Source organism: Paenibacillus sp. J22FR83 (assembly GCF_059691955.1).
In genome coordinates this window covers 176,891-189,932 of record NZ_JCAUAM010000001.1, presented here as the reverse complement: position 1 = coordinate 189,932, position 13,042 = coordinate 176,891, and the positions used below count along the sequence as shown (strand labels likewise).

8 protein-coding genes are annotated in these 13,042 nt (G+C 45.5%); all 8 read left to right on the top strand.

Annotated elements, in window-relative coordinates:
• Positions 1 to 27 precede the first annotated feature (27 nt).
• The 8 genes from AC58PV_RS00665 (at position 28) to AC58PV_RS00630 (ending at position 13,029) form a co-directional block, all read left to right on the top strand.
• Positions 28 to 906, top strand: coding sequence for a carbohydrate ABC transporter permease (locus tag AC58PV_RS00665; protein WP_497430367.1), 879 nt, complete (start codon positions 28 to 30; stop codon positions 904 to 906).
• A gap of 7 nt (positions 907 to 913) precedes the next feature.
• Complete coding sequence (locus AC58PV_RS00660; RefSeq protein ID WP_497430366.1) at positions 914 to 2,323, top strand: sulfatase family protein; 1,410 nt, start codon at positions 914 to 916, stop codon at positions 2,321 to 2,323.
• 48 nt (positions 2,324 to 2,371) lie between these two features.
• The gene (locus AC58PV_RS00655) at positions 2,372 to 3,511 is read left to right on the top strand and encodes a glycoside hydrolase family 88 protein (RefSeq protein WP_497430365.1); all 1,140 of its coding nucleotides are present in this window, start codon (positions 2,372 to 2,374) and stop codon (positions 3,509 to 3,511) included.
• A gap of 573 nt (positions 3,512 to 4,084) precedes the next feature.
• A complete protein-coding gene (locus AC58PV_RS00650; RefSeq protein WP_497430364.1) occupies positions 4,085 to 6,343 on the top strand; it encodes a helix-turn-helix domain-containing protein in 2,259 nt (752 codons plus the stop codon).
• A gap of 168 nt (positions 6,344 to 6,511) precedes the next feature.
• Positions 6,512 to 7,417 (top strand): ABC transporter permease, encoded by a 906-nt coding sequence (locus tag AC58PV_RS00645; protein WP_497430363.1) that lies wholly within the window; start codon positions 6,512 to 6,514, stop codon positions 7,415 to 7,417.
• 18 nt (positions 7,418 to 7,435) lie between these two features.
• A complete protein-coding gene (locus AC58PV_RS00640; protein WP_497430362.1) occupies positions 7,436 to 8,320 on the top strand; it encodes a carbohydrate ABC transporter permease in 885 nt (294 codons plus the stop codon).
• Between the two features lie 62 nt (positions 8,321 to 8,382).
• A complete protein-coding gene (locus tag AC58PV_RS00635; RefSeq protein ID WP_497430361.1) occupies positions 8,383 to 9,999 on the top strand; it encodes a type 2 periplasmic-binding domain-containing protein in 1,617 nt (538 codons plus the stop codon).
• Between the two features lie 21 nt (positions 10,000 to 10,020).
• The gene (locus AC58PV_RS00630) at positions 10,021 to 13,029 is read left to right on the top strand and encodes a chondroitinase family polysaccharide lyase (RefSeq protein WP_497430360.1); all 3,009 of its coding nucleotides are present in this window, start codon (positions 10,021 to 10,023) and stop codon (positions 13,027 to 13,029) included.
• The last annotated feature ends 13 nt before the right edge of the window (positions 13,030 to 13,042 follow it).

Below are 13,042 nucleotides of genomic sequence, written 5' to 3'. Positions count from 1 at the left end.
ATTGGGTTAGAGACAGGAGGAACCAGCATGAGTATGCAGTTAGAATCAAGCCAAATAACCATGAGATTGTCTAAGGGCCCGCAGCTTGGCGCATTAGTTAGAAAGACGGTGTTATATCTCGTCGTTACGGTGGTTGCCTTGTCCATGGTTGTTCCTTTCCTTTGGATGCTTTCCGCATCTGTGAAATCCGAGGCAGAAATATTCAGCTTCCCGATTCAGTGGATACCAAGCCACTTCTACTGGTCGAATTATAGCAAGGTATGGACAGAACTTCCCTTTTTCACCTATTACTTGAATACGATTAAAATCGCTGTGCTGACCACGCTGCTGCAAATTATTACATGTTCCACGGCGGCGTATGCGTTTGCTAAAGTGAAATTTCCTGAACGCGATAAATTGTTCTTCTTATATGTGGCGACGATGATGGTCCCTTATCAAGTCATGATGATTCCACAGTTTATGCTAATGAAGAAAATTGGGCTGATGGATTCACACTGGGCGCTGATTCTTCTTGGAGCATTTAGTCCATTCGGCGTGTTCTTGTTCAGACAGTTCTTTATGGCCATTCCGGAAGAACTTTCAGAAGCAGCGAGAATTGACGGACTGAGCGAGTTCGGTATTTATTCGCGGGTTATTCTTCCCTTGATGCGCCCGGCGATTGCCAGTTTAACGATTTTTACCTTCATGCATGCGTGGAATGATTTCCTCGGGCCTTTAATCTACTTGAATTCAGATAGTTTGTTCACACTCCAGCTCGGCATGCAGCATTTCCAATCCGAGCATGCAACGGAGTACGGCCCGTTAATGGCAGCAGCGGTGTGCGCCATTATTCCAACGATTCTGATTTACTTTATGGCGCAAGACCATTTCGTTGAAGGGATTTCCGCAGGAGCGGTTAAAGGGTGAGTCCCAGATGAAGCCTAATATCATTTATATTTTTGCGGATCAATGGCGTAAGCAGGCTGTCGGGTTTACGGGCGAAGATTCCGTTATCACACCGAATATCGATAAGTTCGCGGAGGAGAGTCTAGTATTTAACCATGCGCTCTCTTGTACGCCTCTATGCTCGCCGCACCGGGCTGCGCTGATGACAGGTAAATATCCGCAATCAACCGGTGTCTATACGAACTGTAAAATCGGTGCAGACATTATGCTGAGCCCCGAAGAGGTAGGTATCGGAGATGCGTTGAAGGCATCGGGGTATCAAACGGGGTATATCGGCAAATGGCATTTGGACTTACCTGAGCAGAATACGTGTCCTGAGCCTGAATCTGGCGCCCGCGAATGGGATGCGTATACACCGCCAGGGCCGAAACGGCACGGCTTTGATTTCTGGTATTCGTACGGTGCCTATGATCATCATCTTAAGCCGCATTATTGGAAAGACACGCCGGAGATGATTCAGGTTGACCAATGGTCATTGGAGCATGAGACGGATGTGGCGCTGGATTTTATTCGGACACGAGGGAGAGAACAGAAGGATCCATTTGCGTTATTTGTCTCATGGAATCCGCCGCACAGCCCCTTTGAGCTGGTACCTGAACGCTACAAGGAACTCTATCGTGGTCGGGAGTTGAGCTTGCGTCCCAATGTGAACTCGGAGCAGCTGGCTGCGCATACGGGGGAACCTTTTGAAAGCGGAGATGAGGCGCTGCTTCGGTACACACAGGATTATTTCGCAGCGATATCGGGCATGGATGAGCAGTTTGGGCGGATTTGGCGTGAAGTGCAAGAGCTTGGACTTGCAGAAAATACGCTGATTGTGCTCACATCGGATCATGGAGAGCTTATGGGCTCACACGGCCTCATGGCGAAGCATTCTTGGCATGAGGAATCCATCGCGATTCCTTGCTTGATGAATTGGAAAGGAACAATTGAAGAGGGCAGCACGGATTTGCTGTTTAATAGTGTCGATATTATGCCTACACTGCTTGGGCTGATCGGAGTCGCCGTTCCTGCGACAGTAGAAGGACTTGATCTTTCTGGGGATCTTCTCGGAATAAGCCATACGGACGTTACTTCTGCATTCATTTCTGCCTTCCCAGGAAGGAAGGATGCGATGGAGCTTTTCGCTGCTGCTGGATTAGACAATATGATGTTTGGTTGGCGGGGAATTCGCACAAAACAATATACCTATGTCGTGCATAAAGGGTATGCGCCAGGCGCGGACGTGCAGCGTTTATTTTATGAGCATGAGAAGGATCCCTATCAACTGAATCCTATTGTGTTTAGCGAGCGGCCACATACGGATCTTCTGATGTCATTAGAGGAAGAGCTGCAAGGCTGGTTAGATCGTACAAAAGATAAGTTTGAATTGGCCTGAGGGTTGACATAATGAATATGAAACGGGCAAATAGGGAGGATGACAGCGATGTGGCGTGGGGCAATTGAAGATGCAATCGGCAAAATTCGCAGAAACTTGGAGGTGCATCGGGGTACTTTTCCACATATCACTAATGAGAAGCGGTATGCTTGGTCTGCGAACGAAGATTGGATTGAAGGGTTTCATACAGGACTTACTTGGTTGAGCTATGAGTACAGTCAAGAGTCATTCTTTCGAGAACAAGCAGAGGGGCAGATCGCAAATTTTAAACAGCGGTTGGAAGCGAAAGTATGCTTAGAGCACCATGATATCGGCTTCCTGTATGGACTATCCGCATTAGCGGGATGGATTATAGAGAAGAACGAGAGTGCTCGTGAGCTTGCGCTGCAAGCGGCGGATCATTTGTTAGGCAGATGGCGGGAGCAAGGTGGCTACTTACAAGCGTGGGGTCCGGAAAACGATGAGAAGAATGGCGGTCGGATCATTATTGACTGCTTGCTGAATTTGCCCTTGCTATATTGGGCTTCGGAAATAACAGGACTATCGAAATATGCTGAAGTCGCCTACAAGCAAGCTGAATTGTCCCGAAGGTATCTGGTACGCGGGGATGATTCTTCGTATCATACGTTCTATTTCAATACGGAGACAGGCGAGCCGCTCGGTGGCGGTACCCACCAAGGCTACACGGATGGCTCGACGTGGACACGTGGTCAGGCGTGGGGCATCTACGGCTTCGCCCTATCTTACCGGTACACGAAGGACCCGGTATTCCTACAAACGGCTAAGCGTTTGTTACGTTATTTCCTTGATCATCTCCCAGAAGATCATATTGCCTATTGGGATTTCAACGTGCCGATTGAAGCGAATACAAGTCGCGACAGCTCGGCATCGGCTATCACCGCCTGCGGAATGCTGGAGCTGCTGGATCTTCTGCCAGAAGAGGATGGGGATCGAGGTTGGATCCAGCAGGGATTGAATCACACGATGCATTCCCTAGTAAACAACTATGCAACCATTGGCGAAGAGGCGGAAGGCTTGCTGAAACACGGTTCCTATCATGTGAGAGGCAACAACGGCTTGGATGACTACATGATTTGGGGCGATTATTACTATCTGGAAGCACTAATGCGTTTGGAACGTGGCATCCCAGGGTACTGGTATGAGCGGAAGGCAGAGTCAGATAGTTAAAATATGTGAAGATTTGGATGGTAGAAGTGTTGGTAGAGTAGAAGTTTTGGTAGAGTAGAAGTAGAGGTGGAAGTAGTGCTCAATGGAGTAGCTAGCTTTCAAATAGATGTAAAAAGTACAGTTAATCTAGCGGTTTAGACGGGCATTTAGCAATTAAATGGAAAAAGTACATCTAATTTGAGTTAGAATGGCGAATTGGTGGTTTATAGAGGGAATTAACTGTAGAAAATCCATCTAATGCTCCGAAATGGCGAAAATCAGCAGAAATAACTACATAAAATCCATCTAATTAGTTTTTGGCGGTGGAGGAAGATTTATGTGTAGAAGTAGAAGTAGAGGTAAGAGGTAGAGTAGAAGTAGAAGTAGAAGTAGAAAGCAATGGGATATACTATCCCCGCACTAAACAGTGAGCATCCGCATAATCGGATACTCACTGTTTTTTATCCGTGGCGTCATATAGGATATCGTTCATCATGTATAGGGGTATAAAACATTCACCTATTGGAATTTCGTGAAACTAGGCATAATGAGAAACATAAGTTCATGTCACAGCCCAAAGGATGGACGTAAACAATGATACTGAAGTTAACGAGATATAGACGCAAGGTGATGACGGTGTTTAACCGATATTTGTTTTCTTTTACATTGCTGCTATTGCTGCCTATGCTTTTTCTAGGAATTACAGGGTACCTTCAATTATCTACGATTGTAGGGGACGAAGTGGAGCGAAACAATCAATCGCTTCTGAACAGCCTGCAGCGGGAAGTGGATAACAAACTCATCCTGATGAATAAAATTGCTAATCAGATAACGGAAGCCCCAGAGCTGTCACCGTATCTGCTTGCACAAGAGGATATGTTTAGCAGCTATCAAGGGAAGAAGATACTGGAGAGTAAAGTTCTCGATGACAGTATTCGTGAAATTGTGCTGCATATCCGCGGGTCCGAGATGTTATATACATCGTTAAGCACGTATCAGGTTAATGATTTTGCCAGCAAATTTTACCACTTTGCCGAGTGGAACGCAGAACAATTTAAGGATGATTTAAACCATGTGAACACCACCACGCTTCGACCAGCAGAGGACGTTAAGATGGAGGGGTTACCCACACAACGGCTGATTTCATACATCGTGCCCATTCCGATAAGGAACCAAAAACCGTATGGTACGGTGTTGTTTGAGTTAAAAGAGGATACGTTGCTCAAAGGACTCAATCCTGATCAGGTGCTGCCGAATGGCAATGCGATCGTTTTCGATCCGTCAGGCAGGGTAATCTCTGCCTATAAACAAGAAGATTACTTGAAATTCCCCGACCTCTATAACCACCTTGTAAAAGGGGGGGACAAACGGCATATGCCAAAATTTCACGATGAGAAGTATGTGATTTCAACCCAGAAATCCACGCAAAGTGGCTTAACCTATGCGATCATGCTGCCTTATGCTTCTGTCGTTGCCCCTGTCAATCAAGCCATTGTGAAATGGATGAGTTATTTGCTATTTATTTTCGTAGTTGGAAGCGCATTCTTATACCTTGTAATGATTTTCAATTACAACCCAGTAAAAAAACTAGCAGCTTTGGTAGAAACATTTCGAGGTCAATCCATCCACAAATCAAACGTATTCGAAGCAATTGGTTCTATGATCAATGATTTTGCCGACTCAAACCGATCCTTAGGACGCAAGTTGGAAGAAAATCGTTCAGCGATAAGAGATCATTTTCTAGGTAGTTTACTGAGAGGAGAATATCAAACACTCGACGATGTGAACGAACGGGGAGAAGAGGTGGGAGTTATGTTTCCTTTTCCAGACATAATGGTGATGATCTTAGAGCTCCCCGTTTCCCAATTGTTCTATAGAGAGCCGTTGATTGCAGAAGTAGAGCGGCAGTTCGGTGGAGAAGCGGTCGGACATGTAAAGAGCAGCTTAGAAGAACGAAGAGCGATTTTTATTGTGTCTTGGGGAGGCAATCCCTTGGATCGCAAGATGTGGTTGAATGAGTTGCATGAACATCTGAGTAAAACGTTTGATATCCCGATTACGCTAGGGATTGGTAATGGCTATCGGGAGCTGACGCAAGTGGGGCGTTCCTACTTGGAAGCATCAACGGCGATTGATTATAAAATGATCAAAGGCAATCAGCGAGTGATCTTCTTCGATGACCTCATGGCACATGATCATGCGAATTTATTGAATCCTAGACGTGTACTAGATGAATTAGAAATCGTACTGCAGCGTGGGGAAGTCACTCAGATTACTAGCTGCGTCGAACACATCGCGATGACAATGAAACAAAGCGGGATGACACTGTTTATCGCCAAAGAGCTGTGTTATGACATGATTCATAAGTTCAGTACATGCTTAGAGAAAAGAAGAGCAGGAAGCACAATCGATAGTTTGCCAGACATTTTAACATTGAGCGATTATACAACATTAGATGAAATTGCGGATGTACTCACGACCGCTTGCACCACATTATGTCTTTCCCTTGATGAGCCCAAATCGGCATCCCCTGCCGTAATAATCGATCAAATCAACCAGTACATGCTCCAACACTATAGTGATAATGATTTTTCTGTGCAAAAGATTGCCGAGTACTTCACGCTCTCCCTGTCCTATTTGAGCCGCTATTATAAAGAACAAACAGGCCGCACAGTCATGGAATATCTGAAAGAGATCAGAATTGAACAGGCCAAACGGTTGCTTCAAAATCCTAACCTGTCTGTCAAGGAGATTGTCCAACAGATTGGCTATTATGATGTGTCTAGCTTTATCCGTACGTTCAAAGGGCAAGTGGGTCTAACGCCTGGCGAATATCGAAAGCAATTAAAATAGGTTGCATAGGCTGAAAACAGCATATATGTGGTTCAAATTTGGCATATCAGGCTGGCGATTGTGCTCCCAATAAATTTAGCATACGTGAATTGGCGATTTCACTTATTTACCGACGGTCGTGGGGATGGTTAGATACAACCATGAAGAAACAGCGGAGGTGATAAAAAAATGTCATTCACGATCAAACGAATCATTCGTAACTATGATTTATACTTGCTTCTACTGCCTACACTTGCTTACTTTATTATTTTTCATTATGTCCCGATGTATGGTGTGCAGATCGCATTTAAAAATTTCAATCCGATTAAAGGAATCATGGGTAGTCCTTGGGTGGGGTTCGATAATTTTGAACGGTTCTTTCAATCGTATCAACTGGGAACGATTATCAAAAATACGCTGGGCATCAGTATCTTTGAGCTTCTCGTGGCATTCCCTGCTCCAGTCCTCTTAGCGCTTATGATTAATCAATTGACTAACGAGCGATTCAAACGTCTTGTGCAAACGATTACATATGCGCCGCATTTTATCTCGACCGTTGTTGTCGTCGGGATTGTGTATTTGCTTCTGTCTCCCAAAACAGGTGCAGTAAACAGTCTGCTAGGTGTATTCAACATCGAGCCTATCTTTTTTATGGGCAGTGCAGACTGGTTCAAGACGGTGTTCGTCTTCTCCGGCATTTGGCAAAATATTGGCTGGGGAACGATCATTTATCTAGCAGCGCTGACGTCAGTGAATCCAGAATATCATGAGGCAGCGGTTGTCGACGGAGCAACGAAATTACAACGTGTTTTCCACATCGATATCCCGGCGATTCTGCCGACTGTCATCATTATGCTGATCATGAATATGGGTCATATGATGAGCGTTGGCTTCGAGAAGGTGTATTTGATGCAAAATCAACTCAACATTGATTCATCCGAGACGATTCAAACTTATGTGTATAAAGCAGGACTTGTACAAGCACAGTACAGCTATTCTTCTGCGATTGGGTTGTTTAATACCGTTATTAACTTCATTTTATTAATTAGCGTGAACCAAATTGCCAAATCGTTAAAACAAACGAGCTTATGGTAAAAGGGTGGAGGGAAATGTATGAAGCTGGCTAAAAATAGGACGGACATGACCTTCGATGTTATCAATTATTCGTTGATTGTCATGCTGCTCCTACTTGTTCTCTATCCGCTTTATTTTGTTGTTACCGCTTCTGTAACAAATCCAGATTTGGTTTACTCGGGAAAGCTGTTATTTTTTCCTCAAGAATTGACATGGGATGGGTATAAAAGGTTGTTTGCCGATGCGACCATTTGGATTGGTTTTAAAAATTCATTATGGTACACGGTTACCGGCACAACACTAAATGTGGTGCTGACGGTTATGGCCGGTTACGCTCTATCTAGAACAGATCTTGTCGGAAGAAATGCCTTCATGTTCCTGCTTGTATTCACGATGTTCTTCGGTGGTGGGCTGATTCCAACTTACCTGCTAGTGAAAGATCTCGGTATTCTGAATACAACATGGGCCATGATTCTACCGAATGCGGTTTCAGTCTTTAATGTCATCATTGTTCGCACATTCTTCCAATCGAACGTGCCAACGGAGGTACTCGAATCGGCCATGATTGATGGCTGCTCGAACATTAAGTTTTTTGTGAAAATTGCAATTCCGTTGGCGATGCCGATTGTCGCGGTGATGGTACTCTTCTATGCCGTAGGACATTGGAATTCCTATTTCCAAGCGTTGATTTATTTGAAAAGCAACGGTTTGCAGCCGCTGCAAATTATTTTGCGGAACATCCTTATTATGAACGAAGGTTCTGACCTGCAGAATTTAATGGACGGCTCTCAGGAGCAGCAAAAAAAGCTCGAGTTGATGAAGTACGCCATTATTATCGTTTCCAGTCTACCTATGATGATCTTGTACCCGTTTCTTCAGAGATATTTTGTGAAAGGCGCGTTAGTTGGTTCATTAAAAGGATAGTCACAGAACTTTAGGTTTGATCAAGTAAACTATTATCGAATTGGAAGGTATGGTGCTGGGATATGAATCATAAATGGGGATTAAGTACAGTTGCACTCACATTAAGTATGGCTGTTGGACTTGCAGGATGTGGAGAGAAGGAGGCAGCAACGGTAGACGGTCAGCAAGCAAAGGCAGCGCAAGTACCGAGTAATCTTAACGTAACTGACTTTCCAATTGCCAAAGAGAAGTTAACCTTAAACATTGCTGCGTTTAAACCACCATCAGGCAAAGACTTGAATGATTATAAGTTCTTCCAGAATATCGAAGCCAAAACGAACATCCATATCAATTGGAACCTGACACCGGGAAGCAGTTGGCAGGAGAAGAAAAATCTGCTGTTTGCCGGCGGCGAGCTGCCGGACGCTTTCTATGCGCATGGTATTTTGAGCGAGGATACGGATGTTGTTAAATATGGTTCTCAAGGCATTCTCATTCCATTGGAAGGCTATATCGATACGTACGCGCCCAATGTAAAGAAGCTGCTGCAAGATAATCCCGTGTACAAAAAGCAGTTAACAGCGCCGGATGGACATATCTATTCACTGCCGACCATTGATGAAACATATTCCAGAACGAAATCAACGATGTTCATCAACAAGAAATGGTTAGATGAGCTGAAGCTGCCTATGCCGACGACAACCGATGAATTGTATCAAACCTTGAAAGCTTTCAAAGAGAACGATGTTGGAGGCAACAACAAGAAGGATCAGATTCCTATGTCCTTTCTGCAAAATTGGAATAATGATGTGAACTCCTTGTTCGGGGCCTTCGGTCGCATCGATCGTGATGTTCACAAAGCAGGTAACAATCACTTGTCCGTAGAGAATAACAAAGTGATCTATACGGCAGTTCAACCGGAATATAAAGCAGCCATCCAATATGTGAACAAATTGATTTCCGAGGGTTTGGTTGATCAGGAAAGCTTTACGCAGGATGCCAAAGTGTTCAATGCCAAAACCGCTAAAGGGATCGTAGGCGTCGCATTCGACTGGAATCCGGCTAACCAAGATTACGTTTCCCTTCCACCACTGAAAGGGCCAGCGGGACAGAAACCCGTGTGGGCGGAGTACCCTGCTGGAATTCTACTGAGAGGTTCATTCGCGATTACGAATGTGAATAAGAATCCCGAAGCAACCATTCGTTGGATTGATAACATGTATGACGCCAAAAATTCTATGCAGCTTAGCAGAGGTGTAATTGGCGGCGAGAGTTTGAAAGAGCGCTCTGATGGCAAGTACGACGTTGTGAATCTTCCAACAGGGGCGAATGAGGATGATTTCAAACAAGTACCTCCAACCGCATATTCCGTATGGGCTACCACGAAGGCGACAAGTGACATGGCTGTAGCTGCTGCTTCAGGCAAACGGACTAAGATCGATATAGACAACGTTTACGCGCCATTTCTTGTCAATGATTCATTCCCGAAAGCCTATTTCACTGCCGAAGAAAACGATCAAATCTCACGTTATTTGACGGATGTGGATGCCTATGTGAGCAAAATGTATGCCAAATGGATGATGTCAGGCGGCATTGATAAAGAATGGGACGACTACGTGAAGAAATTGAATGATATGGGTCTGGATAAAATGATGAAAATTTACCAAACGGTATATGACCGCTATCAGGCTACCAAATAACGACGGTTAGGTGGATTGAGCATGAAGATATTAGCTTTCGATAATGAAATCCCACCGCAATTGGTCTGTGATAGGAGCTCACACTTAGCTATAAGTGAGCTCTATTACAAATACGGCAAGCATAGTCTGCAATGGAGATACAGCTCGAACTCCTATCTGCAAGTGAATGAACCCTTGCTTTACCATCCGTATCAAGAGGGATCGATCAGTCAGGAACGGGATTCGTTCGTTGCATGGATATATAACGAGGAGCCAATTGCAGATGTCGTTACTTTTCAATTTGGACGGAAGGATGGGGTGGATTGTCAGTTCCACTTCCACCTGAATTTCCGCGGGTGGCGTACGGCTTGGATAGCGTATGAGAGAGACATGCAAGGAGATCCTCATCCCGAAATGGACACGTTGACGATTCGTGCACCGAAGTCAATCGGAACGGGGACGTTGTATATCAATCAGCTCATACTGAACACGCGCATCGATCCTCGTTTTCATACGCGAGATAAGCAAGTTCCGTTCGTTAATCTAGAGGCAGATCAGAAAGCGAATGCCCATTGGCTCAGTTTGCTTGCATTTGAGGAACTGGCGCCTAGGCACGCGATGCCTGATTCTGTATCCGCTGAGCATCAAAGGGCGCATGAGGTCACTCACGAACGATTCGAAAAGCTGATCCTAGAGGAACGCTTAGTGGCTCATGTTGACATGCTGAGAATTCAAGAGATGTTTGCTAATCTTGAAATTTCTCGAAATGGGAATGTAATATCAGGAAGGCCGATAGACCTTCCGTTCTTCGACCATGTGCCGAAGGAAGAGAGGGAACGATGGAAAGAACTCGTGAACGGTGTACAACTATCCGCGTACACGGATTTTATGATGGACATTGCCGTCTGTTATCGTTCTACCAATCAAGCGAGTTGGAAACAAGAGCTGCAAGACATGTTTATGGATATGCTTGATCATTTGGATGAGCAAGGATGGACGTATGGCAGCGCCCAAGGGACTGTTCATCATTTCGGTTACAATTATCGGAATTACTATCCAGCTGTATACTTGATGCGAAATGAGCTAGCGCAAGCGGGTCGGCTCGAGCGAACGCAGCAAACGATGTACTGGTATAGTGGGGCTGGGCGCATTCACGCACCGCTGGAAGAGATAGAAGGGAATATTGATATTTTCAACACGACCCTTCATGGCATCTTGGCAAGTCTGTTAATCATGCCTGATTCGCCAACGAAAGTCAGTGAGTTGACTGCATTCAGTGCGTGGCTCAGTCAATCTTTATTACCCGCCCCAGGCTTAAGGTCCGCCTACAAATCAGACGGTTCTGCCTATCATCATGTTAATCATTATCCCGCATATGCCATAGGTGGCTTCCTCGGCGTTACGCCTGTCATCTACCTGCTAAGTGGTACTGCGTACCGAGTCGATGAACGCGCACACGTCTCTGTTCGCAAAGCACTGCTCGCCATGCGATTGTATACGAATAAATACGAATGGCTGGTAAGTCTGTCTGCACGCCATCCTACGGGGAAAGGGCAATTGGAAGTCGTCCCATTCCGGTATATGGCGTTAGCTGGAACACCGGATGGGTCACAGTCGGTTGACGAAGAGGTGGCAGCTGCCTATTTGCGGCTGCACGATGACGAGGAGAAATCGGAAGCCTATGACCATTTTCTAAGAATGGGAATTGCGCGAGAAGAAGATCCGAATGGTCATTGGACGATGAATTTCGCAGCGTTAGCAATTCATCGCCGAGGCTCTTGGCTCGTAGGTGCACGAGGTCATAGTCGTTATTTGTGGGCGAACGAATCCTATGTCAGCGCCAACCTCTATGGCCGGTATATTTCGCATGGTCATGTGCAAATTATGAGCCAAGGCGAGCCTATTAATAATGAGGCTAGCGGCTACCGTCATGATGGCTGGGATTGGAACCGGTGGCCTGGAACAACAACTGTGCATAAGCCAATACCAGAACTTCGGTCCAATGTCCGAAACGTAGATACGTTTAGTGGGTTCGAAGAAATGCTGCTATCCGATGAAACGTATGCGGGCGGATTGAACTTGGAGGGGCGCAACGGCATGTTCGCGATGAAGCTGCACGAGCATCCCAAATATGAAGGGAGTCACCGGGCTCGCAAATCTGTCTTCTTCTTCGATAATCGCATTATTTGTCTAGGTTCCGATATCGAGAACACGAATACGGTCTATCCAACCGAAACGACTCTGTTTCAGAGTCATCTCGCTGATCAGAGTAGTCCAATTTGGGTGAATGGTCATAGCCCGATTCGTGAGTTTCCCTATATGAATGAGCATGTTTTGGACGAATCTATCTGGCTTCTAGATCATTTGGAGAATGGTTATTATATTCCTGCAGGACAGAGGTTGTCGGTATCGAGAACCGTTCAGCATTCCAAGCATCAGGCTACCGATGTGGATACACAAGGAAGTTTTGCTGCCGCTTGGTTGGGGCATGGCTGCGCACCGCAACAAGGGAGCTACGAATATACGATACTTGTGAAAACGGATCGAGACGATATCGAGACATTCTGCAAGAACATGCAACATGTGGAATCAGCGCCCTATACCGTGATGCGCAAAGATCGCAGCGCACATATTGTGAAAGACCATGCGAACCAAACAACGGCCTATGCTTTATTTGAAGCAATTGCAGGTATTAACGAGGGATGGCTTCGCGATACAGACACACCTGCAATGGTCATGATCCGAGAAGCAGGTGATGAACTCATCATAAGCGCTGTCGATCCCGATTTACACTTATATGAAGGCAAGGAATGGGATCAATATGATGAGGATGGAAACCATGTAGAAGTTAGCGTGTATTCTCGCAAGTGGGTTCATGCGGAAAGCATTCCGTCCACGATGAGACTCATCTTGAGAGGGAACTGGGTCTTGAAAGATGATTATTCGGGATGTCGATTCGCTGCAGACAATGGAGATGATGATACGACAGTCATAGAGATTGCGTGTAAGGACGCAATGCCACGGGAGTTTGTAGTGGGGAGGAACATGTAAAAAGGGGGCGTAG

Coding starts and splice junctions, on each gene's coding strand:
- AC58PV_RS00640 (WP_497430362.1), top strand. CDS start 7,436: ATGAAGCTGGCTAAAAATAGGACGGACATGACCTTCGATGTTATCAAT.
- AC58PV_RS00630 (WP_497430360.1), top strand. CDS start 10,021: ATGAAGATATTAGCTTTCGATAATGAAATCCCACCGCAATTGGTCTGT.
- AC58PV_RS00650 (WP_497430364.1), top strand. CDS start 4,085: ATGATACTGAAGTTAACGAGATATAGACGCAAGGTGATGACGGTGTTT.
- AC58PV_RS00635 (WP_497430361.1), top strand. CDS start 8,383: ATGAATCATAAATGGGGATTAAGTACAGTTGCACTCACATTAAGTATG.
- AC58PV_RS00660 (WP_497430366.1), top strand. CDS start 914: ATGAAGCCTAATATCATTTATATTTTTGCGGATCAATGGCGTAAGCAG.
- AC58PV_RS00665 (WP_497430367.1), top strand. CDS start 28: ATGAGTATGCAGTTAGAATCAAGCCAAATAACCATGAGATTGTCTAAG.
- AC58PV_RS00655 (WP_497430365.1), top strand. CDS start 2,372: ATGTGGCGTGGGGCAATTGAAGATGCAATCGGCAAAATTCGCAGAAAC.
- AC58PV_RS00645 (WP_497430363.1), top strand. CDS start 6,512: ATGTCATTCACGATCAAACGAATCATTCGTAACTATGATTTATACTTG.